At 66.0% G+C, this 22,392-nt stretch carries 19 protein-coding genes and 1 pseudogene; 9 read left to right on the top strand and 11 right to left on the bottom strand.

The features are described 5' to 3' along the window. Nucleotide 1 precedes the first annotated feature (1 nt). Genes ACSQ24_RS01790 through ACSQ24_RS01805 form a run of 4 tightly spaced genes read right to left on the bottom strand, consistent with a single transcriptional unit; the run spans nucleotide 2 to nucleotide 2,382 of the window. Nucleotides 2-304, bottom strand: coding sequence for a DUF6958 family protein (locus tag ACSQ24_RS01790; protein WP_436093028.1), 303 nt, complete (start codon nucleotides 302-304; stop codon nucleotides 2-4). Then, nucleotides 297-833 carry a GFA family protein gene (locus ACSQ24_RS01795; protein ID WP_436093029.1) on the bottom strand — a complete coding sequence of 179 codons (537 nt, stop codon included), beginning with the start codon at nucleotides 831-833 and terminating at the stop codon, nucleotides 297-299. The genes ACSQ24_RS01790 and ACSQ24_RS01795 overlap by 8 nt, the downstream gene beginning before the upstream one ends. Then, nucleotides 830-1,465, bottom strand: coding sequence for a TetR/AcrR family transcriptional regulator (locus ACSQ24_RS01800; protein WP_436093030.1), 636 nt, complete (start codon nucleotides 1,463-1,465; stop codon nucleotides 830-832). Before ACSQ24_RS01800 ends, ACSQ24_RS01795 begins: the two co-directional genes overlap by 4 nt. 47 nt (nucleotides 1,466-1,512) lie before the next feature. Further along, a complete protein-coding gene (locus tag ACSQ24_RS01805) occupies nucleotides 1,513-2,382 on the bottom strand; it encodes a LysR substrate-binding domain-containing protein (RefSeq protein ID WP_436093031.1) in 870 nt (289 codons plus the stop codon). Between the two features lie 131 nt (nucleotides 2,383-2,513). On the opposite strand from ACSQ24_RS01805, the gene ACSQ24_RS01810 reads away from it, so the two are divergent. Together ACSQ24_RS01810 and tam are read left to right on the top strand one after the other, a co-directional pair. Then, on the top strand, nucleotides 2,514-3,218 hold the full coding sequence (locus ACSQ24_RS01810) for an SDR family oxidoreductase (RefSeq protein ID WP_436093032.1): 705 nt from the start codon (nucleotides 2,514-2,516) through the stop codon (nucleotides 3,216-3,218). A gap of 43 nt (nucleotides 3,219-3,261) precedes the next feature. After that, nucleotides 3,262-4,044, top strand: coding sequence for a trans-aconitate 2-methyltransferase (gene tam / locus ACSQ24_RS01815; RefSeq protein WP_436093033.1), 783 nt, complete (start codon nucleotides 3,262-3,264; stop codon nucleotides 4,042-4,044). A gap of 9 nt (nucleotides 4,045-4,053) precedes the next feature. Here the strand turns inward: tam and ACSQ24_RS01820 are convergent, their stop codons facing one another. The 6 genes from ACSQ24_RS01820 to ACSQ24_RS01845 all read right to left on the bottom strand — a co-directional run bounded on the left by ACSQ24_RS01820 (nucleotide 4,054) and on the right by ACSQ24_RS01845 (nucleotide 13,269). After that, nucleotides 4,054-5,697, bottom strand: coding sequence for a Na+/H+ antiporter (locus ACSQ24_RS01820; protein ID WP_436093034.1), 1,644 nt, complete (start codon nucleotides 5,695-5,697; stop codon nucleotides 4,054-4,056). A 316-nt stretch (nucleotides 5,698-6,013) separates the two neighbouring features. After that, nucleotides 6,014-6,946: a 3-keto-5-aminohexanoate cleavage protein gene (locus ACSQ24_RS01825; RefSeq protein WP_436093035.1), complete on the bottom strand. Its 933-nt coding sequence runs from the start codon at nucleotides 6,944-6,946 to the stop codon at nucleotides 6,014-6,016. A gap of 35 nt (nucleotides 6,947-6,981) precedes the next feature. Further along, a complete protein-coding gene (locus ACSQ24_RS01830; RefSeq protein WP_436093036.1) occupies nucleotides 6,982-7,923 on the bottom strand; it encodes a 3-hydroxyacyl-CoA dehydrogenase in 942 nt (313 codons plus the stop codon). 202 nt (nucleotides 7,924-8,125) lie between these two features. Continuing rightward, a complete protein-coding gene (locus ACSQ24_RS01835; RefSeq protein ID WP_436093037.1) occupies nucleotides 8,126-10,651 on the bottom strand; it encodes a branched-chain amino acid ABC transporter ATP-binding protein/permease in 2,526 nt (841 codons plus the stop codon). Between the two features lie 285 nt (nucleotides 10,652-10,936). Continuing rightward, nucleotides 10,937-11,812, bottom strand: a complete 876-nt coding sequence (locus ACSQ24_RS01840; RefSeq protein WP_436093038.1) for a branched-chain amino acid ABC transporter permease — start codon at nucleotides 11,810-11,812, stop codon at nucleotides 10,937-10,939. A 197-nt stretch (nucleotides 11,813-12,009) separates the two neighbouring features. Then, a complete protein-coding gene (locus ACSQ24_RS01845; RefSeq protein ID WP_436093039.1) occupies nucleotides 12,010-13,269 on the bottom strand; it encodes an ABC transporter substrate-binding protein in 1,260 nt (419 codons plus the stop codon). Nucleotides 13,270-13,387: 118 nt separating this feature from the next. On the opposite strand from ACSQ24_RS01845, the gene ACSQ24_RS01850 reads away from it, so the two are divergent. The 7 genes and pseudogenes from ACSQ24_RS01850 to ACSQ24_RS01880 form a co-directional block, all read left to right on the top strand. Continuing rightward, entirely contained in the window at nucleotides 13,388-14,152 is a 765-nt protein-coding gene (locus ACSQ24_RS01850) for a GntR family transcriptional regulator (RefSeq protein WP_436093040.1), read from the top strand. A 135-nt stretch (nucleotides 14,153-14,287) separates the two neighbouring features. Then, entirely contained in the window at nucleotides 14,288-15,064 is a 777-nt protein-coding gene (locus ACSQ24_RS01855) for an SDR family oxidoreductase (protein ID WP_436093041.1), read from the top strand. A gap of 198 nt (nucleotides 15,065-15,262) precedes the next feature. Further along, nucleotides 15,263-15,700, top strand: coding sequence for an SxtJ family membrane protein (locus ACSQ24_RS01860; protein WP_436093042.1), 438 nt, complete (start codon nucleotides 15,263-15,265; stop codon nucleotides 15,698-15,700). Between the two features lie 13 nt (nucleotides 15,701-15,713). Continuing rightward, nucleotides 15,714-15,863, top strand: coding sequence for a DUF5989 family protein (locus ACSQ24_RS01865; protein WP_436093043.1), 150 nt, complete (start codon nucleotides 15,714-15,716; stop codon nucleotides 15,861-15,863). A gap of 14 nt (nucleotides 15,864-15,877) precedes the next feature. Further along, the gene (locus ACSQ24_RS01870; protein ID WP_436093044.1) at nucleotides 15,878-17,710 is read left to right on the top strand and encodes a carbamoyltransferase family protein; all 1,833 of its coding nucleotides are present in this window, start codon (nucleotides 15,878-15,880) and stop codon (nucleotides 17,708-17,710) included. Between the two features lie 164 nt (nucleotides 17,711-17,874). Next, entirely contained in the window at nucleotides 17,875-19,278 is a 1,404-nt protein-coding gene (locus ACSQ24_RS01875) for a DUF2793 domain-containing protein (RefSeq protein WP_436093045.1), read from the top strand. 257 nt (nucleotides 19,279-19,535) lie between these two features. Continuing rightward, nucleotides 19,536-19,850 (top strand): annotated as a pseudogene (locus ACSQ24_RS01880) (transposase); the annotation flags it as partial. A 30-nt stretch (nucleotides 19,851-19,880) separates the two neighbouring features. On the opposite strand, the gene ACSQ24_RS01885 reads toward ACSQ24_RS01880, so the two are convergent. After that, complete coding sequence (locus ACSQ24_RS01885; RefSeq protein ID WP_436093046.1) at nucleotides 19,881-22,259, bottom strand: hypothetical protein; 2,379 nt, start codon at nucleotides 22,257-22,259, stop codon at nucleotides 19,881-19,883. Nucleotides 22,260-22,392 lie beyond the last annotated feature (133 nt).

Consider the following 22,392-nt stretch of genomic DNA (forward strand, 5'->3'; position numbering starts at 1 on the left):
GTCAGGCCGTCGCGAGCCGGTAGAGATGGATCGGTTTGCGCGGGGCGCGCTTGATCACGCCCTTCGCCTCGAGGTCGAGCTGGACGGCCTTCAGCCACCAGCCGGCGGTATTGCCCTGCGGGAAGAGATCGTCTGGCAGGAGGGGCAGCAGCGCCTCCTTCGCATCGGGTACGGTCAGGCCGGGCGCCTCCTCCGGCAGGACCGACAGAAGTGCCTTGCGCATCGCCGTATACTTGCCGCGGTCGACCCGCTCGGACTTGCCGGGCTTGTTGACGTTCTCGATGTCAATCTTGTCGTCAGGCATCGACCGTCCCCGCGATGGTGATCTTCGGATTGCGGAAGCCCATGGCGATCCAGGACGTCAGGAGCTTCGCGTAGAACGAGATCGTATGGCTCTTCAGGTTGGGGATGTCGGCCGGCAGGGCGGATGCATCGGGCAGGTCGCCAGTCATGGTGCGCAGCGTCGCTTTCGGCCGGGCGTTCTCGGGCCAGAGATGCAGATAGAGGCTGAGCCAGTGCGCGCCCTTCATTTCCAGGAAGACCGGCGTGTTGCAGCAGGTCGCGACCACGCGGCGTGAGCCGGCATCGGAAGCCAGCCGGAACTCGCGCAGGCTCTCCGCGCCGGAGACGAACCGGATCCGGTCCTTGCGATAGTCGGCGCTGGGCGTCGCGTCGTACTCGGTCAGGATGCGTCGGGCACCGGGCAGCTTGGCTAACCGGGTCGCCGCCGCCCGGCAGCTGTTGCACAGGCATTCGGAGACGAGGATCGGTTCACCCTCGACTTCAAGTCGCGTATGCCCGCAGGCGCAACCGATCGTCATGCGTCGGCTCATGCTGCCAAATCCTCCGCGACGTGGAAAAGCTGCCGGATGTACCGGTCGAGATGGTCGAGGCTTTCGCGCGCGAGCTCTGGCTGGTTCCCGGCCTTGGCCAGGACGAAGCCGCCCTGGAGGACGGCCTGGGTGTGCCGGGCCAGGCTCTCGGCGGTCCAGTCGGCCGTGATGCCGCGCTCGCGGCGGGCCTGCTCGATATCGGCTTCCAGCGTCGCGGCATGGCCGAAGATGCTGCGGCCGCAGGCGTCGCGGATGTCGGGCGCGCTCGCATGGACCTCCTGCGCCATTGTCCCGACGAGACAGGTGAATTCGAAGAGATCGCCGGTGATGATCGCCTTGCGGAAGGCGACATAGGCGAGGACGCGGTCGAGCGCGTCGGCCGGCTCATGATAGGGGGCGGCGGCGAAGAAGGGGGTGACCTCCTGCGTCCAGAACTCGGCCGCGGCGACGCCGAGCGCCTCCTTGCTGGCGAAATGATGGAAGAACGCGCCCTTGGTGACATCGGCGGCGCGACAGAGGTCGTCGACGCTGGTGGCGGCGAAGCCCTTGGCACGGATGACGTCGCGCGCCGCTTCGAGGAGGCGCGTGCGGGCATTGCCGCGTTCGGGGGACTGTTTGGTTGGCCGTGGCATGGCATATACATACCATTCAGTTGGTATGTTGCAAGCGGCTCTTTGGATCAATCGCGTTGGGCGAGCAGCCACGCCCTGACCAGCGCGGCCTGCTCGGGATGGCGCGGCTTGCGCGCGCAGACGACGTAGAAATCGAGGCCGCCGCGCATGCTAGCTGACGTCGCCAGAGCGAGGCGGCCGGCGGCGAGGTCGGGCTCGACCAGGAAACGGCTGGCGAGCGCGATGCCCTGACCGGCGATCGCGGCGTCGATCGCCAGCGCCGTCTGGTTGAAGCGCGTGCTGCGGATCGTCAGCGGCATTGGCCGCCCGAGCGCACGCTCGAAGAATTCCGGCCAGAGATCGTGCCCGTCGCGCAGCAAGGGCAGGCGCGCCAGGTCTTCCTCGGTGGGACGCATCGCGGGATGACAGGCCGCGACGATCTCATGCTCGAACAACAGGTCGGCGGTCAGGCCGGGGCCGAAAGGCGGGCGGCCCTGGCGAATGGCGATGTCGACGCCATCCGACTGGAAATTCGCCAGCGCATCGCTGGCGAGGATGTTCAACTCCAGCTGCGGATGGGCGGCGGTGAAATCGGGCAGCCGCGGAACCAGCCATTTCGCCGCGATGCTCGGCGTGGCGCTGATCGTTAGCCGCAAGGGCTGCGGACGAAGGTTGTCGGTCGCCTCGACCAGGAGGGCAAAGGCGCGGGCGACATGGGTCGCATAGCTGCGCCCGGCGCTGGTCAGGGCGAGCAGGCGCGGCCGACGCTCGAACAGCTTCAGGCCGAGATCGCTCTCCAGCCCGCGAATATGCTGCGCGACCGCGCCTTGCGTGACACCGAGCTCGTCGGCCGCAGCGCGGAAGTTGAGATGCCGCGCCGCCGCCTCGAAGGCGCGTAGCGCATTGAGCGACGGCAGGCGTTGCTGCGTCTCAATCATGCGATAGTTTTTCTATTGATAGAGCGTCGTGTAACTCGCTGGCGAGTTTAGGCATGCAATGCGAGAAAGGCTAGAATGAGCTTTGCCGCTTGCATTGCTCTTGGAACCCACCGAGCAGATGGAGCCTCCAGATGGCAGGAGAAAAAGTCGCTGTTGTCACCGCTGGTGGTAGTGGCATGGGCGCTGCGGCAGCGAAGCGGTTGGCGCAGGACGGCTTCAAGGTCGCGATCCTGTCCTCCTCCGGCAAGGGCGAGGCCCTGGCCAAGGAACTCGGCGGGCTCGGCGTCACCGGCTCGAACCAGTCGAACGAGGATCTCAAGCGCCTGATCGACACGGCCCTGGAGCGCTTTGGCCGCATCGACGTGCTGGTCAACAGCGCCGGCCACGGCCCGCGCGCGCCGATCACCGAGATCACCGACGAGCAATGGCACACCGGGCTCGACGTCTACCTGATGAACGTGATCCGGCCGACCCGGCTGGTCGCGCCGGTGATGGCGGCGCAGAAATCAGGCGCGATCATCAACATCTCGACCGCCTGGGCTTTCGAGCCGAGCGCGATGTTCCCGACTTCGGCCGTTTTCCGCGCCGGGCTCGCTGCCTACACCAAGCTTTTCGCCGACCAGTACGCCGCGCAGAACGTGCGGATGAACAACGTCCTGCCCGGCTGGATCGACTCGTTGCCGCAGACCGACGAGCGCCGCGACGGCGTGCCGATGCAGCGCTACGGCACCAGCGAGGAGATCGCCGCGACGATCGCCTTCCTCGCCTCGGATGGCGCCGGCTACATCACCGGCCAGAACCTGCGCGTCGATGGCGGCTTGATGCGCTCGTTGTAGGAGCGTAGGCCGTCGCTCCGAATGCACAAGCGGAGCAGGCGCGATGACGGGCAAGGTCGACTGGAATGCGGACCAGTATCTGCGCTTCGAAGACGAGCGGACGCGGCCGCCGCTCGACCTGATCCAGCGCGTCCGCCTTACCGACCCGCAGCACTGCATCGATCTCGGCTGCGGACCTGGCAACAGCACCGAATTGGTCGCCGCCCGCTTCCCGGGCGCGACGGTGGAAGGCCTCGATTCCTCGCCGGATATGCTGGAGAAGGCACGCAAGCGCCTGCCGCAGCTCTCCTTCACATTGGCCGATCTGGAGAGCTGGTCGGCGGATGGCCGCTACGATCTGATCTTCGCCAACGCGGCGCTGCAATGGATTCCCGATCATCCCGCGCTGTTCGCGCGGCTGGCGCGGTCACTTGCGCCGGGCGGCACCCTCGCGGTGCAGATGCCGAACAATCTAAGCGAGCCCTCGCATGTCGCCATGGGCGAGGCCGCTGCCGAGGGGCCGTGGGCGACCCGCCTCGCCAATGCGCGGGGATCGAAGGCGATGATCGGCTCGTTCTCGGACTACCGGCGCTGGCTGATGGAGGCCGGCTGCGAAGTCGATATCTGGCAGACGACCTATGTCCACGCGCTCGCCGGCCACGATGCGATCGTCGAGTGGTTCAAGAGCACGGGCCTGAAACCCTATATCGACCCGCTGCCGGCCGGGGAGCGCACGGCCTTCCTCGCCAGCTATCGCGAGAAGATCGCCAGGGCCTATCCGGTCGAGCCGGACGGCAAGGTGCTGCTGCGCTTCCCGCGCCTGTTCATCCTCGCGGCCCGGACGTAGCGCCGGGCTCTAATGCGACTGGGCCTTCGCCTCGGCCAGCACGTCGTGCAGAGCGAGCTCGTGCACCAGAGCGTTGAAGGTCACGTCGTCAATCTCGCCGCTTTTGAGGAGGCCACGCAGGGCGCCTCGCTCTGCCGCCAAAGCAGTTTGCCGCAAGCTGCTCTCGGCCCTTTGCAGGGTCGCCGCTTCCTCCTGCGGCGTCTTGCCGTCGTCGAGCAAGGCGAGGCGGCGCCGGTAAGTCGCGATCAGGCCCTCCGCCACCGCCTGGTCGACCGTGGCGGCGCCGTCGGTACCGCCGCGATGGGCGACGCCCTCCAGCCGGGCGATCGCGGCTTCCGTCGCGGCGATCCGCGCCCGCCGCATCTCGGTGGCATGAGTGGCGCCATGCCCCGCAGCCAGTCCGCGCACGATCGGCGGCAGGCCGAGGCTGGCGATCACCAGCCAAAGCAGGATCACGCCGGCGGCCAGGAAGATCGCGACGTCGCGCCCCGGGAACGGCGAGCCATCGAGCGCCAGCACCGGGAATGACAGCACGCCGGCGAGCGTAACGGCGCCACGGACGCCGGCGATAGAGCCGGCCAGCCGCGTCCGCAATGTGGTGTGGAACTGCTCCAGGCGCAGACGCCGGACGATGATGCGGCTCAGCGCGATGGCCACCGTGATCCAGAAAAAGCGCAGCACGATCAGGCAGAGCGTCAGGGCGACGACGACGCCGAGCGGCTGCCAGAGCCAGTGCGAGCTGGTCAGCGCCGGCGGCACGGCACGGATGATCGCGGGCAATTGCAGGCCGAGCACCACGAAGAGCGCGCCGTTGAGGAGGAAGGCGAGCATCGTCCAGAAGGAGTGGGCGAGCATGTAGGCGGAGACGCTGAGCCGGCTTGCGGTGCGCGTGCGCCCGGCCGTGAGGCCAGCGACGACGGCCGCGAGCACGCCGGAGGCATGCACGGCCTCGGCCGCGAGGAAGGCGGCGAAGGGCAGGAACATGATGACCAGCACCTGCGCCTCCGGCGGAATCCGATCGAACTTCGCCAGCAGCTTCAGCGCCCAGGAGACCACGACGACCGCGAGCAAGCCTGCGGCGATGCCGCCGGCGACGGCGAAGAGGAAAGCGAGCGAGGCCTGCCAGAGCGAGAAACTGCCGGTCAGCGCCGCGGCGGTGGCGAAACGGAAGATCACCAGGCCCGAGGCATCGTTGAGCAGCGATTCCCCTTCCAGGACGTGCATCAGGCCTTTGGGCACCGTTTCCTTGTCGACGATTGAGGAGACCGCGACCGCATCGGTCGGCGACAGCACGGCAGCGAGCGCGAAGGCCACCGGCAGCGGCATGGAGGGCACCAGCCAGTGCAGAGCGAGGCCGCAGCCGAGGGTGGTGAAGAAGACCAGGCCGAAAGACAGCGACAGGATCGGCCGCAGCAGCCGGCGATATTCGCGCTTCGGCGCCTCCCAGGCGTCGGCGAAGAGCAGCGGCGCGATGAAGAGCAGGAGAAAGAGCTCCGGCTCGATCGCGGTATGGAAGCCGGCGGTCGGCCAGGCCAGAGCCGCGCCGAGCGCGATCTGGACGATCGGGAGCGGGACGATCCTGAACAGCCGGGTGAGCGGCTGCGACGCCACCACGGCCATGACCAGGATCAGGATGAAGGTGAAAGTGTGCATACCTGCGCTGCCGGCCCGGTTCGCTCTGGGGTCGGCGCGAGCTTTATCCTACCGCCATCCGGCAAGCCAACCTCGCCGGATGCGGTTGATAAGGTAATTGCTTGAAAGCCGGACTCATTCCCTTCCCCCCGCTTGCGGTGGGGAAGGGTTAGGGATGGGGGGACGGAAAGCAGGGCGCTACGCCTTTCCCAGCTTTCGCTAGGCGGCACTGCCCCCCACCCAACCCTCCCCACCGCAAGCGGGGGGAGGGCTTGCGCCCGTCGGCAACCCCGAAAAACAACGTCACCCGATTGCCCTGATGCAGGCGAGCGCTATCTCAGAACGCGACCTTGTCGGCGCCCTTGAGCTGGAGCTGCTCGCGGGCATCGTCCGGGGTGGCGATCTCGAGGCCGAGGCCTTCGATGATCTGGCGGGCGGCGCGGACCTGGTCGGCGTTCGACTTGGCGAGCTGGCCCGGGCCGAGCCAGAGCGAATCCTCGAGGCCGACGCGCAGGTTTCCGCCCATCGCGACCGCCATCGCCGCGATCGGCAACTGGTGGCGGCCGGCGCCGAGCACCGACCAGTGATAGTCGTCGCCGAAGAGCCGGTCGGCAGTGCGCTTCATATGGACGACGTCCTCGGGATGCGGGCCGATGCCGCCGAGCAGGCCGAAGACCGACTGGACGAAGAAGGGCGGCTTCACCAGCCCGCGGTCGACGAAATGCGCGAGCGTGTAGAGATGGCCGATGTCGTAGCACTCGATCTCGAAGCGCGTGCCGTTCTCGGCGCAGGTCGTCAGGATGTTCTCGATGTCCTTGAAGGTGTTCTTGAAGACGCGGTCGTTCGAGCCCTCGAGATAGGGCCGCTCCCAGTCGTGCTTGAACTCCTTGAAGCGGTTCAGCATCGGGTAGAGCCCGAAATTCATCGAGCCCATGTTGAGCGAGGCGACCTCGGGCTTGAAATGGGCGCAGGGTTTCAGCCGCTCCTCGACCAGCATGGTCGGGGCGCCGCCGGTCGTGATGTTGATGACGCAGTTCGAGCGCTGCTTGATCACCTTGAGGAAGGGTTCGAAGGCTTCCGGCGACTGGTCGGGCTGGCCGGTCACGGGGTTGCGGGCGTGGACATGGACCAGTGCTGCGCCGGCCTCGGCCGCGCCGACGGCGGCGTCGATGATCTCCTCCGGCGTCACCGGCAGATAGGGCGACATGGAGGGGGTATGGATCGCGCCGGTGACGGCGCAGGTGATGATGACTTTGCGGTTCTTGGCCATGCGATTAAGTCCTTCGCTGATCCCTGTTCAAAAACTCACGCCGGCTTGCGCTTCGCAGCCCGCTTATGCGCCTGCAGGGCGGCGAGGCGGCTGTCGCGCCAGTCGCTGAGGCGCTTGACGCGGCTGGCCTCCTGCGCGCCGCGCCATTCGCGCATGACTTCGGCGACCGTCTCGGGCTTGAACGGGTTGCCGAGCCCCTCGGAGGACTTGACCATGCGGTCGAGCGACTCCGAGTAGCGGGCGCAATAATCGGGGATCCCGCCCGGCGCATTGAGCTCGATCGTCTCGAACGGGCCCATGAACGACCAGCGCAGGCCGAGCCCGTCGCGGATGGTCTTGTCGACATCCTCGGCGCTGGCGACGCCCTCGCCGACGAGGCGGAAGGCCTCGGCCAGAAGCACCGCCTGCAGGCGGTTGAGCACGAAGCCGGGCTTCTCCTTGCGCAGCATGATCGCGACCTGGCCGGCCTGCTCATAGATGCGCTTGGCCCTGGCGACGATTTTGGGATCGGTCCACGGCGCCGGGGCGAGCTCGACGATCGGCACCAGATGCGGAGGGTTGACCGGATGGGCGACGAGGCAGCGTGCCCTGCCCTTCAGCTCTTCCGAGAAGGTCGAGGCCATGATGAAGGAGGTCGAGGAGGCCAGGATCGCGGAGGCCGGCGCGAGCGCGTCCATCTGCGCGAAGAGCTCGCGCTTGGCCTCGACCGTCTCCGGCCCGTTCTCCTGCACCAGCGCGACACCCTTCAGCGCATCGGCAAGATCCCTGGCGACGCGGATGCGGGCGAGCGAGCCCTTGGGATCATCGACGAGGCCGTGGCCGGCGAGCTCCCTGAGGTTCTTGCCGATATGGATGCGGGCGGCCTTGGCGGCGTCGGGCTTCACATCGTGCAGCGCGACCTCGAAGCCATGGCTGGCGAAGACAGTGGCCCAGGCGCGGCCGATCAGGCCCGAGCCGACGATGGCGATCTTGGTCATGCGGGAGAGTCTCGATTGATAGGATAGGCGCGGGGAACCCCTCTCCCGGATGGGAGAGGGGCAGGGGTGAGGGACCGCCGCTGATTATTAGGACGAGGCGGCACCGTTGCACCTTTCTGCGGGGAGGGCAGGCCCTCATCTCTGCCCTTCTCCCACACGGGAGAAGGGTTCCCCGCGCCTCTGTCGTCCATCGGACTACCCATCACAGCCACAGCACCTGCCGCCTCAGCGCCAGGTCCTGGCTCAGCGCGCGCGAGGGGCCGATATGGGTGACCTGGCCGCGCTCGAGCACCACGGTGCGGTCGGAGAGCGCCAGCGCGAGGTCGAGATGATGGTCGACGATGACGATGGCGATCTCCTTCCGGAGCTTGTCGAAGGCCTCGAACAGCTCCTCGACCACCGCGGGGGCCAATCCCTCGAACGGTTCGTCGAGCAGCAGCACGCGGGTGTCGCCGGAGAGCGCGCGCGCCACCGCCACCATCTGCTGTTCGCCGCCGGAGAGGTAATCGGCTGGCGAATGCCAGCGCTGTTTGATGCGCGGGAAGAAGGCGAAGATCTTCTCGTCCTCCCAATGGGTGCCGTTGCCGGTCCGGCGCCGCAGCCGGCCGAGCTCCATGTTGTCCTTGACGCTCATGCCGGCGAAGAGGCCGCGGCCCTGCGGCACATAGGCGATGCCGGCGCGGGCGATCCCAGCCGGCGGCAGGCGGGCGATATCGCTGCCGGCAAGGCTGATCGTGCCGGAGGCCGGCGGCGCGATGCCGGTCACGGTCTTGAGCAGGGTCGATTTGCCGGCGCCATTGCGGCCGAGCAAAGCGACGATCTCGTTCTCGTGCACGTCGAAGGTGACCTGCCGCAGGATGTGACTCTTGCCGTAGAAGGTGTCGACGCCGGATAGTCCGAGCAGCACCTTCTCGCCCGCTGCGCTCTCGCGTGGCTTCTCGGCCAGCGCGTGGGCGCCGGAGCCGATATAGACCTCCTGCACCTTGGGCGAAGAGCGGGCGTCCTCGACCGTGCCGTCGACCAGCACCGAGCCCTCGTTCATCACCGTGACATGGTCGGCGATGGCGAAGACGCGGTCGATGTCGTGTTCGACGAGCAGCACCGGCAGATCGGTCGAGATCGACTTGATCAGGTTGCCGACGCGCTCGCGCTCGGCCGCGGCGAGACCAGCGAGCGGCTCGTCGAGCAGGAGGATGCGCGGGCTGGTGGCCAGCGCGAGGCTCATGTCGAGCAGGCGTTGGCCGCCATAGCTGAGCGAGCCCGCTTCCGCCCTCTCGATGCCGGAGAGACCCATGGTCGAGATGACCTGGCGGGTCTCGTCATTGACCTGGTCGAGGGCGCCGGCGGATCGCCAGAGACCGAAGCGCTGGGCTGAACGGGCCTGCACGGCGAGGCGGACATTCTCGGCGACCGAGAGCGTCGGGAACAGGTTGGTGATCTGGAAGGCGCGGCCGATGCCGGCCCGGGTGATCGCCTCGGGCGAGAGGCCGGCGATGTCGCGATCGCGCAGGCGGACCTGCCCGCGATCAGGCTTGAACAGGCCGGAGATCAGGTTGAAGGCGGTGGTCTTGCCGGCGCCGTTCGGGCCGATCAGCGCATGCAGGCGCCGGTCGCGCATGGTGATATCGACGTTGTCGACCGCCTTGATGCCGCCGAAGCTCTTGGCGAGCCCGGTCGCGGTCAGGATGGTGCCGTCGCCGGCATCCCCAGGCTTCATGAAGGCCGGGAGTTCGACCGCGCCGGCCTTGCGGGCCGACATCGCCGCATCCTCGGCCGCCTGCTTGCGGAAGGGCTTGAGCAGGCGCTGGCCGACGCCGACCAGGCCATCCGGCGAGAAGACGATGAAGGCGACGAAGAGCAGGCCGAACCAGAACAGCCAGTTCTCGGTGGCGCTGGAGAGATAGTCGCGGAAGACGACGAAGAAGAGCGCGCCCAGCGCCGGCCCGAGGAAGGAGCGCATGCCGCCGATCACCACCATCGCCAGCAATTCGCCGGAGAAGGCGACCGAGATCGGCTCGGCCGAGGTCATGCGGTTGTTGAAGAGGAGGAGCGTGCCGGCGAGGCCGGTCAGCGCCGCCGAGACGGTGAAGGCGACGAGCTTGTAGCGGTTCGTGGCATAGCCGAGGAAGCGGGCGCGCTGCTCGTTCTCCCGGATTGCGACGAGCACGGTGCCGACCGGCGAGCGATGGAAACGCCAGAGCCCGTAGACGACGGCAAAGCCGATCGTCGCCACCAGCATGTAGAAGGGCAGGGCGACCTCGAAATCGATGCCGGCGAAGAGCGGGCGCTTGATGCCACCCAAGCCATCCTCGCCGCCGGTGACCGAGGTCCAGCGGAAGGCGACCGAATAGATCATCGCGGCGAGCGCCAGCGTCAGTAGTGAGAAATAGACGCCCTTGCGGCGCAGGATCAGGGCGCCGAAGGCGAAGGCGATCAGCGCGACGAGCGCGACCGCAAGCAGGATCGGCAGGGCGAATTGGCCGGGCAGCCAGTTGCGCTGGATCAGGCCGGCCGCATAGGCGGCGATGCCGAACCAGGCGCCATGGCCGAAGGAGACCAGCCCGGTGGTGCCGACGAGGATGTTGAGCGCCATGCAGGCGATGGCGAAGACGACGACCTCGGTGGCCGAGGTGGTGCCGAGCCCGACCGCATGCATCAGCGAGGGCAGGATGGCGAGGCCGAGAGCGGCGAGGACGAGCGGAAGATAATCGCGCTGGGCAGATGTCATGGCTGTCCCTTCTCCCTCCCCCCGCTTGCGGTGGGGAGGGTCGAAGGCGCGCGCGGGGGTTTGCCTTCTCCCCTTGCGGGAGAAGGTGGCGCGCAGCGCCGGATGAGGGGTCGCGCAGGACTTTCCGAGAGGCGAGGATGCCAAGCCGTCGACGTTGCAATCGTCGCGCGACCCCTCATCCGTCTCGGCTTCGCCGAGCCACCTTCTCCCGCAAGGGGAGAAGGGAAGAGGCGCGCTCCTTCCGTTGAGATGGCGAATGATTGGGGCTTGGTGTCCATTTCAGCCTCACTCGAAGCGCTGGATGCGCTCGCCGAACAGGCCGCGCGGACGGAAGAGCAGGACGAGCAGCATCATCAGGTAGATCACCGCGGTCGACCATTGCGTCAGGCCAAGGCCGATGGTGATGCCCTTGACCAGACCGACCATCAGGGCGGCGACGACGACGCCCCAGAACGAGCCGAGGCCGCCGATGACGACGACGACGAAGGCCGGGGTGATGATCTCCTGGCCCATGGCCGGATGGATCGAATAGATCGGCGCGAGCAGCACGCCGGCGAGGCCGGCAAGGCCGATGCCGATGCCGGCGACGGTCATCATATAGGGCTGCAGCGAGATGCCGAGCGCGCCGACCATGTCGGGGTTCTGCACGCCGGCCCGTACGACGCGGCCGAAGGCGGTGCGCTGCAGCAGGAACCAGAGGCCGAGCACGCAGGCCGCGGCAATCAGGATCAGCAAGGCGCGGTAGCGCGAATAGATGAAGTCGCCGATGAAGATCTGGCCGCGCAGCGCCGGCGGGATCGAAAAGGAGAGCGGCGGTGCGCCGAAGATCATGCGCAGCGACTGCTCGGCGACCATGGCGAGGCCGAAGGTCAGCAGCAGCGAGAGAATTGGATCGGCTCTGTAGAAGCGTTGAAAGAGCCCGCGCTCGATGACGATGCCGATCAGCGCAACCAACACCGGCGAAGCGATGATGGCGCCGCCGAAGCCGATATGCGGGGCGAGCACGATCGTGAGGTACGCCCCGATCGCATAGAAGGCGCCGTGCGCCAGGTTGACGATGCCGCCTAGCGAGAAGATCAGCGACAGGCCGAGCGCGATCAGGAGGTAATAGACCCCGTCGAGCAGCCCGTTCAGCACCTGCTGGATGAAGAGGGTGAGCAAGGGATGGCCTTTGTCAGGAACGCTTCTGGTTTGGCGAAGGGCGCGGGAACCCTCCCCCCTTGTGGGGGAGGGTTTGGGAGAGGGGTGACCGGGTGAGCGGCGTCGAGTTACGGTTCACGATCAGCCTCACGGCTGACTACCCCCCTCTCTAGCTCTCCCCCACAAGGGGGGAGAGGACAGGTCGCGACTCTGGCGCCTCAGCTCATCTTGCAGACTGCTTCGTCGCCCTGGGTGGCGATGACCTCCATGTCCTCGCTCGGGCCGGGGACCGGGGCCGAGGAGGTGAAGAGATCCCACTGGTTCTTGACCTGCGCCGCTGGCAGCGCCGTGATCGTGTACATCTCGCTGATCAGCTGGTGGTCGGAGGCGCGGAAATAGCCCTGGCGCGGCTTCATCACGTCGAACTTCGCGCCCTTCTCGAGATGCTCGAGGATCTTGGCGGTGTCGGTCGACTTCAGCTCGGCCATCGACTGGGCCATGACCTTGACGCCGACATAGTCGCCCCAGGCCTGGTTCTCCGGCGGCTTGCCGTATTTCTTGGTGAAGGCGGCGACGAAGGCCTTGGTCGAGGGCGTATCGATCAAATGATGCCAGACGCAGGGCCAGGTGCCACCAAAATTGTCCTTGCCGGCGGCCCAGGCGAGTGCGGTGTCGAAGCCGAAGCCGGCAACCGGGAAGGAGAGGCCGAATTCGGCATATTGCTTGAGGAAATTGGTGATCTGGTTGCCGGCGAGATTGGAGATCACGAGATCGGGCTTGGCGGCGCGGATCTCGAGCAGCAGCGCCGAGAAGTCGGTCGCATCGGTCGGCACCAGCTTGTCGGCGGCGAACTGGCCGCCATTGGCTTCCATGAAGCGCTTGGCGACCTTGCTGAGGTCATGGCCGAAGGCGTAGTCGGCGGTGAGCGAGAACCACTTCTTGCCCTTGACCAGGCCCTGGGCCAGCAGCGAACGGCCGCAGCTCTTCACATACATCGAGTTCTGGTGCTCGACATGGAACATGTAGCGGTTGCAGCTCTCGCCGCGCAGCGCGTCGGAATTGCCGCCGGTGTTGAGGAAGAGCGTCTTGTTGCGGGCCGCGACCTGCGAGATCGTCAGGCAGGAGGCGGACGAGATCTCGCCGATGATGCAGGCGACCTTGTCCCGCTCGATCATGCGCTCGGCCTTGGTCGAGGCGGTCTGCGGATTGACCGAATCCTCCTTCAGCAATTCAAGCTTGCGGCCGTTGATGCCGCCGGCGGCGTTGATCTCCTCGGCGGCGAGATCGGCGGCCATGACGCCGTATTCGCCGAGAGGGCCCAGGAACCCGGTGCGCGGCGTCAGGTGCCCGAAGCGGATCGCCTCCGGTGTCTGCGCGAGAATGACCGCCGGGCTGGCGATGAGGCCGGTAGCCACACCGCCGAGCCCGACGAGCGTCTGACGACGCGAGAGGCCCTTGATCCTTGACTGCTCTGACATTCCGTTCCTCCCAGAACTCTCCCGCGCGCTTTGGCGTCGGATCGCGTCGATCGTCATTTCGTTTGCGCGGTGTTGGAACCGCTTGTCGTGATCTGTGATCACAGTTAGGTTGGCAGACATGGTTGCCCGAGTCCAGCCCTCAGATGTGCCGCAAGCGCGGCCGGCCGCCTCCACTGCGGGGAAGGTCGGGGAGCTGTCGGCGCTCGACGAGGTCGGCTCGCTGCTGCATGAAACGCTGGGTGAGCGCGTCACCGGCGAGCTCAGGGCTTTGCTGATCGCCGGGCGGCTGGCGCCGGGCGAGAAGCTCTCGCTGCGCCGTGTCGCCGAGGCGCTCGGCGTCTCGATGATGCCGGTGCGCGAGGCGGTCAGTCGGCTCGCCGCCGACAAGGCGCTGGAGGTGCTGCCAGGGCGGGCGGTGCGCGTGCCGGTGCTGACGCTGGCGCAGTTCCGTGAGCTCACCCGGATCAGGCTGGTCGTCGAGGGCTTTGCGGCCGAGGAGGCGGCGAAGGCGATCACCGATGAGCAGATCGCCGTGGTCGCCCGCCACGAGGCGGCATTCCTCGCGGCAGCGAGGGCCGACCCGCCGGACCCGGCGGCTGCGGTCGCGACCAATCGCGACCTGCATTTTTCGCTTTACGAAGCCGCTGGCATGCCCTCGCTGATCGAGATGATCTCCCGGCTCTGGCTCAAGGCCGGGCCGATCCTCAATCTCGACATGCGGCACGAGCCGCGCCGGCTCGATGGCGGCAGTGCCGTCGTCGCGCATGCGGCGCTGCTGAAGGCCTTGCAGCGGCGCGATCCGGCGGCGGCGAGGCAGGCGCTGGTCGAAGACATCAGCGCTGCGGCGGAGCATATCGAACGGACGGCGCGGCTGGCGGAGTAGGTGTTGAAACCTCATCCGTCATTGCGAGGAGCGCAGCGACGAAGCAATCTAGGGGCGGCAGCGCTCTACGCCTCCCTGGATTGCTTCGCTTTGCTCGCAATGACGGCGTAGCGAAGCAAGGGAGGAACGATAATCATGGATCTGACGATCAAGGGCCTGCGCGTGCTGGTGACGGCGGGCGCGGGCGGCATCGGCCGCGCCACGGCGCGCGCCTTCGCGGCGGAGGGCGCCAGGGTTCATATCTGCGACGTCGACGAGAAGGCGCTCGCCGAGATGGCTGAGAGCGATCCGGCGATCACGCGTTCGGTCTGCGACGTCTCCGACCGCAAGGCAGTGGCGCGCCTGTTCGAGGAGGCGCTCGCCGCGCTCGGCGGGCTCGACTGCCTGGTCAACAATGCCGGCATCGCCGGGCCGACCGGCCGCGTCGACGAGATCGCGCCCGAGGACTGGGATTCTTGTGTCGCGATCGACCTGACCGGCCAGTTCAACTGCACGCGGCTCGCTGTCGAGCACCTGAAGCAGTCGCAGAACGCCTCGATCGTCAATCTCTCGAGCCAGGCCGGGAAGCACGGCTTTCCGCTGCGCTCGCCCTATGCCGCGGCGAAATGGGGGGTGATCGGCTTCACCAAGGCGCTCTCGGCCGAGCTCGGCGAATTCGGCATCCGCGCCAATGCGATCTGCCCGGGCCTGGTCGACGGGCCGCGCATCCAGAGCGTGATCGCCAACAAGGCGCGCTCGATGAACGTCTCGCATGACGAGATGACGAACCGGCTGTTCGCCGGCGTCTCGATCAAGCAGTTCGTTGATCCCAACGACATCGCCAAGCAGATCGTCTTCCTGGCCTCGCCCTTCGCCAAGACGATCTCCGGGCAGGAGATTTCGGTCTGCGGCGATACACGGATGCTGAGCTGAGGGGACGCCGTCATTCTCGGGCGAAGCGAAGCGCAGACCCGAGAATCTCAGGACGGAAGGGCAGAATTGGAGCCTCTTCTTGGCTGAGATGCTCGGGGCAAGCCCGAGCATGACGCGCCGGCGGCTCCCGCGGCGCCTCTACCCTCGACCTTCCCCCTTTAATCGCCTAGAGGATGCCGCCTGAACAGGAGCGGCGGCTTGTCGAAGGGCGTCCATCACGAATTTCAGGCCAGGGCCGGCCATGACGCGCATGAAGGATCGAGCGATCGCTCCTTTGGCTTCGTCTTCGCGGCCGTCTTTGCGCTGATCGGCCTCTACAGCGCCTGGTATTCAGGCAAAGCCTGGCCCTGGCTCGGGCTGGTCGCCGCCGGCTTCCTCGCGGTCGCGCTGATCCGGCCTGCGGTGCTCGCGCCGCTGAACAAGCTCTGGATGAAGTTCGGCCTGCTGCTGGCCATGATCATCAACCCGGTCGTACTCGGCATCCTGTTCTTCCTCGTCTTCACGCCGATGGCATTTGTCGCCCGGCTGGTCGGCAAGGACTTCCTCAGGCTGAAGAAGCAGCCGGAGGCGAAGAGCTACTGGATCGTCCGCGATCCGCCGGGGCCGGAGCCGGTCTCGATGAAAGATCAATTCTGACCTGGATAGACCAATGTCGTTCCTGCGCGAGTTCTTCCGCTTCATGGCGGCGCGAAAGAAGTTCTGGCTGGTGCCGATCCTCTTGATGTGCCTGCTGCTCGGCGGCCTGCTGTTCCTGACCCAGGGCAGCGCGATCGCGCCCTTCATCTACACGCTGTTCTGAGCGTCCCGGCCGCGATGCGCATTCTCGGGATATCGGGGCTTTACCACGACAGCGCGGCCGCGCTCGTCGTCGACGGGCGGATCGAGGCGGCGGCGCAGGAGGAGCGCTTCACGCGGCGGAAGCACGACGCCGATTTCCCGAAGCATGCGGTCGAGTACTGCCTCTCGGTCGCTGGCTGCGGGCTCGACGAGCTCGATGCCGTCGTCTTCTACGACAAGCCCTTCATCAAGTTCGAACGCCTGCTCGAGACCTATCTCTCCTTCGCGCCGCGCGGCTTCACCTCGTTCCGCATGGCGATGCCGCTCTGGCTGCGCGACAAGCTGTTCCAGAAACAGATCATCGCCAAGGAGCTGAAGAAGTTCTCAGCCAGCTTCGATGTCGAGAAGCTGCTCTTCACCGAGCATCATCTCTCGCATGCGGCGTCCGCCTTCTACCCGTCCCCCTTCGAGGAGGCGGCGGTGCTGACCATGGACGGCGTCGGCGAGTGGGCGACGATGACGCTCGCCATCGGCAAGGGCAGCGACCTCAAGGTCCATAAGGAGCTGCACTTCCCGCATTCGCTCGGGCTGCTCTACTCGGCGGTGACCTATTATATCGGCTTCAAGGTCAACTCCGGCGAGTACAAGGTCATGGGGCTCGCGCCCTATGGCGAGCCGCGTTTCGCCAGTCTGATGCTGGAGAAGCTGGTCGACCTGAAGGAGGACGGCTCCTTCCAGCTCGACCAGAGCTATTTCAACTATGGCGTCGGCCTGACGATGACCAACGACAGGTTCGCCGCCCTGTTCGGTGAGCCGGTGCGTGGCCCGGAGCAATTGCTGACCCAGTTCCATATGGATATGGCCGCCTCGATCCAGGCGGTGACCGAGGAGATCGTGCTCCGGCTGGCGCGCTCGATCCGCGCCGAAACCGGACAGAAGAACCTTTGTCTCGCCGGCGGCGTCGCGCTGAACTGCGTCGCCAATGGCAAGCTCCTGCGCGAAGGTCTTTTCGAGGGGCTCTGGATCCAGCCGGCAGCCGGCGATGCCGGCGGGGCGCTCGGCGCGGCGCTCGCCGGCTATCACCTCTTCCATGGCAAGCCGCGCGAGGTGCCCGTCAAGAGCGATGCCATGCGCGGCAGCTATCTCGGGCCTGAGTTCAGCCAAGCCGAGATCGAGACCGAGCTGACGGCCGCGGGGGCGAAGTTCGCCATCATGGACGAGGCCGCCGTGGTTGAGGCCACTGCGCAAGGCCTTGCAGACGGCAAGGCGGTCGGCTGGATGCAGGGGCGCATGGAGTTCGGGCCCCGCGCGCTCGGCGGTCGCTCGATCCTCGGCGACCCGCGCTCGCCGGCGATGCAGAAGACGCTCAATCTCAAGGTGAAGTACCGTGAGAGCTTCCGGCCCTTCGCGCCCTCGGTGCTGCGCGAGGACGTCGCCGACTGGTTCGAGCTCGACGGCGACTCGCCCTACATGCTGCTCGTCGCCGATGTGCGCGAGGGGCTTCGCCGCAAGATGACGACCGAGGAGCAGGCGCTGTTCGGCATCGACAAGCTGAACGTGCCGCGCTCGACCATCCCCGCCGTCACGCATGTCGACTATTCGGCCCGCATCCAGACGGTGCATGCGCAGACCAATCCGCGCTATCACCAGCTGATCTCGCGCTTCAAGGCGCTGACCGGCTGCCCGGTCGTGGTCAATACCTCGTTCAACGTCCGCGGCGAGCCGATCGTCTGCACGCCGGTCGACGCCTTCCGCTGCTTCATGGGCTCGGAGATCGAACTGCTCGTCGTCGGCAATTGCCTGCTGCGCAAAGAGGATCAGGATCCCGCGCTCAAGCTCGACTACAAGGATGCGTTCGAGCTCGATTGAGTTATGGCTTGATCGCGTTCTCTTCACGCGAACCGGTGTCCGCTTCGCTCGAACATGCTTTGAGACGGGGATAGATCGGCAATCAATCCCCGCTGCTTTCGGAGCCCGCATAATCGGCCCGCACGGTGCGCGTCCTGCGCGCCGCTTCGATCCTGCGAGGTTCCATGAGCGAAACGCCGCGTCTTGGCCTGCCCCTGCTCGCTGCCGGGCAGGCGCAGAAACACGTCACCCACAATGATGCGCTGATGCGGCTCGACGCGCTGGTGCATCTCGTCGTCGCGAGCCGGACGCAGACCGTGCCGCCGGCATCGCCGGTGGAGACGTCCGCCTTCATCGTCTCGGCTGGCGGCTCCGGCGTCTTCGCCGGTCACCAGGACGATCTGGCCATCTTCGAGGATGGTGGTTGGAGCTTCCTTCCGCCGCGCGCCGGCTGGCAGGCCTGGGTGAGCGACGAGGCCGAGCACCATGTCTGGACCGGCACGCAATGGCGCCGCTCGCAGCCGGAGAGCAGCCTTGGCGCCGCGCTCTGGGGTGTCAACGCGACGGCCGACACGACGAACCGCTTCGCCGTCGCAGCCGATGCCAGCCTGTTCAACCATGCCGGCTCAAATCATCGGCTCAAGCTGAACAAGGCGAGCGCGGCGCGGACGGCGAGCCTGCTGTTCCAGGACAACTGGTCCGGCCGGGCCGAGATCGGTCTTACCGGCGACGACCAGCTCCGGATCAAGGTCAGCGCCGATGGTGCGAACTGGACCGAGGCGTTGGTGGTTGACCGCGCAACCGGGCTGGTGACGCTGCCAGCCAGCGCCTGGGCTCGCGACGTGCCGCAGCCAAACCTGCTGATCAACGGTGATTTCCAGATCAACCAGCGTGCTTTCGCCGGTGGGGCGCTGGCTGCCGGAGCCTATGGCTACGACCGCTGGAAGGCGCATACCGGCGGCACCAGCCTCAGCCGCAGCGGCTTCGACCTGACGCTGACCTCCGGCGCAATCCGGCAGATCGTCGAGCCGGCGTTCTGGGGCGTGTCGTCCTTCGCTTCGACGCCGCTCTGCCTCTCGGTCGAAAATCTGAGTGGCGGCAATCTCGACGTGACGATCGGCAGCGCTTCCGGAACGATCACTGCCGGGAGCGGCCGTCGTTTCGTCACGTTGGCGCCGGTCGCGGGCGATACCGGAAATCTGATCGTCCAACTCGCGCCGGCTGCCGGCGCGGTGAGCTTCCGTGCGATCAAACTCGAGTTCGGCTTGACACCGAGCCCCTGGTTGGCGCGCAGCCAGACGGAAGAGCGCCAGCTCTGCGAGCGCTATCACTGGCGGCCCGGCGTTTCGATGCTGATCGACACTTTCCAAGCTGCCGCCTGCTATTTCACGAGTTTCCTGCTGTTCCCGACCCATATGCGGACTACACCGACGCCGGGCTACTCGGTCACGCAGGAACTCAATATCATGAACGGCGAGCGCCTTATCGCAGCAGCATCGCCGGCGATGGGATATGCGAGGATACGCGCCAGCGCACAGGGGCGCGTCTTCGCTACCTTCGAGAGCATCGCCTTCGATGCGGAGCTCTGACGACGGCGCCATGGCCAGCGCAATCGGACCAAGTGGGAGATGCGCTCAAAGAGCTTGATCGGGCCGGCGGCTGAAGCTCTGCGCTTCGGCTGCGCGCCGGCCGGTGCCGGCTATGGGCTGTCAGCGTCGGTCCGGCAGTCTCTGAGCGAGCGAGGGCTGGTCTGGGGGCGGTGCGATGGTGGTGTAGCTGGGTGGTCATCGGCGGTTGCCGGTTAGGTTTGGGTTGCGAGATCCACTCCTGACCCGAGAGACCCCCGATGACCGACGAGATGATGAGCCTGCGCGGGCTGCTGGAGAAGAGCGCCGACACGGATTTTCTGCGCGAGATGATCGGCTTTGCCGCGCAGCGGCTGATGGAGCTGGAGGTCGGCGGCCTGACCGGCGCCGGCTTCGGCGAGAAGAGCCCGGAGCGGCTGGCCCAGCGCAACGGCTATCGCGACAGGGACTGGGAGACGCGCGCCGGCACGGTCGAGCTGCGCATCCCGAAGCTGAGGAAGGGCAGCTACTTCCCGGGCTTTCTCGAGCCGCGCCGCATGGCGGAGAAGGCGCTCACCGCGGTGATCCAGGAGGCCTGACGCGGACCCGTCTACGCTCCAGCACAGCTATTGCGTGTCGGTGATGCAGCTTGATCGGGGAAGGGGGGCATAACTCTCCTCTGCGGGGCGGAGGAGGAGGGAGCACAGATTCAGTCCCAGCTTTCGCTGGTCGGGCGAAAGTCCGGCCGCGCTTGGCTGCACAGGATCGTGGATCGAGAACGTGACATCTAGGTCCCCGTCTTGGTTCCTTGCTTCGGCAGGTATGTGAAAACGTGTGGCCCTCGGCTGATTGGCCATGAATGACCATTCGGCTAGGGGTTTCCCAGAGACTTCCACCGTCACTCTTTGGACGCCCGGATAAAAGCCCAGACCGGTGAAACTCGATGCGTTCAAGACCGCCTCCAGTTCGCCGGCCGGCAGGCCGCGCGCCGGCAGCTTGATCTGCGCCTTGTCGGCTGTCGTCCATACACCGGTCGCTTCAGGAAGCCCCCAACCTGCTCCCAAATATCGTCTTCCGGCGCATGATGGTCCGCTCGACACGACGGATGAGCCGAAGGTGACGAGCGTGTTCGCAAGCAGGCTATGGCCGCAGGCCAATCGCGATTGGCTCATCTGGGATCGCCGCTGAAGGTGGACAGACATCGGTTCCGCATCGATCCCCTTCAATATCCGCCACGCTCCATCCTCGGACGAAGGGAGATCCGAAAGTGGAACCTGGCTCACGATATTCCGGCCGTTCCTGTACGAGAGCACGCTCTGCCCCAATCTCGCACTGGTGGCGCGATCGACCCGAACGGCAATCGCATCTACCGAATCGACGCGCGGATCGCCTGCAAGCGGCCGTCGATGGCGCGAGAGCGTGACCGCAAAAGAACGCTCATCATCCATCAATGCGTAGTCGAGGGTGACAACACCCTGCTGCAGGTCGTCTTGGGTATAGGTGTCAGTTTTGACCCTCAAAATGCGCTGGTAGCGTGCGGCGAGATAGTCGGTCCAATATGTATGCGGGACAGCTACATACCACGACCCGCCGGCCAATCGCGGAGCAAGCACGACCTTGGTGTCGGGAGCGAGAAGGTCGAGCCCGGGCAGCATCATCGCCATGACACGCCACCGCCCGGTCTCGGGCCGCATGTCGGCTGCGATCTGGTCGCTTGCGCGATAGGCGAGGGCTGCGAGGAGCCCAAAGCCAAGGCAGATCAGAAAAGCGAACCCGGTGACCACGGCTCGCCAAGGCAACTGCAAAATAGCGGCAAATGCGCCGGCGAGAAACAGGCACAGGCCGAAATGGGCTATCAAACTGGTCGGATAGGCCAGTATACCCTGCTGAAAGTGCCAGGATTGATACTTGGCCGTTATGGCGACGGGGAGGATGTGGATGAACGTGATCGCAAGACCGAGAGCCATGGCCCAGTAAGGCCCGTGCTTGGACGCGCTGCTCTTCGGCGCTCGCGTTGCGCTATGGATGGTCATAGCGGACCAAAAAAAGAGCGATGCCGCAATAATCCCGACAACCACCGCAAGCGGCGCCGTACCGATTCCGGTAAGCGCATCGGTCAAGCTGTAACTGATCCGCGCCCCGAAGCCTCCAATTGGGTCGCTGAACATCACTTCGTATGGGCGGAAGAACCAGGAAAGTATCGTACTGGCTGAGGCGAAACTCAGCAGAACCGCTCCAAACTGCGATGGCCAGAACGCGCCCAGGACGTGGCCGTCATAGTTGCTGCGGTTCAATAGGCTCCATGTCCACGATGCTGTAAGATAGAGGGCCGAGACGCCGAGCAGGGCTGCGACGAGGGCGACCGAACGGGCGTGTCGGAAAGGGCCCCATCGCGAGGCCGCGCCGCCCAGCACTTGCCGATCATTGGCGCATATGGTCAAGCCGAAGACACAGCAAAACAGAAGAGTCATGCCTTCGTTGTTGAATAATGATGCAAACAAGAGGATGCCGGCTCCTGCCAGGGATCCGACGTGCCCGCCAGCAATGAACCGGCGACCCAGTAGAACCGCGCCACAGAAGGCCGTCGCAGAAGGCCAAACGAGTAGCGGGTATGTGGTCAGAACGCCTCCGTCCAATGTAAGGACAAACAGCCCAAGAACGAGGGTTGCTGTCAGAACTGCGATTGCTCGGTCGCAATACGTCGCGACCATCACGTTGAACACGATAAAGAATATCGCGAAACTGCCAGTACGGAGAAGTTCTCCGTAGAGCGTGCCCTGCCAGTGAAGCGCATGCAGCATCAGGGTTCCTACCGGCAATGCCCATAGGCGTCCTTGGGAGCGCGCCCAGCTGATGACGGTATGGGCGTGTCGCTGATGAGATTCGAGTGCCCAGGTGGCGTCGTCGGTGTGGGCGATTCCAAAGCCCCAGATGCGCCAGCAGAGAAGAGCAAGCAAAAGGCCAATCAGCGCCAAACCGATAGGCGCATACGGATCAGCCTTCATGTTCAGCCCTTGTCCCTTCGCCGCCCACAGTTAAGGTGTGGGACAACATAACGATGTGCGCGGAAGGCCGCGCGTCGGGCCCTTGTTTCGGGGCGTCACGCGCTTTCGACCTTGCGGTCCTGGTTACAGGTGT

Source organism: Allobosea sp. LjRoot237 (assembly GCF_964253285.1).
Taxonomy (GTDB): Bacteria; Pseudomonadota; Alphaproteobacteria; order Rhizobiales; family Beijerinckiaceae; genus Allobosea.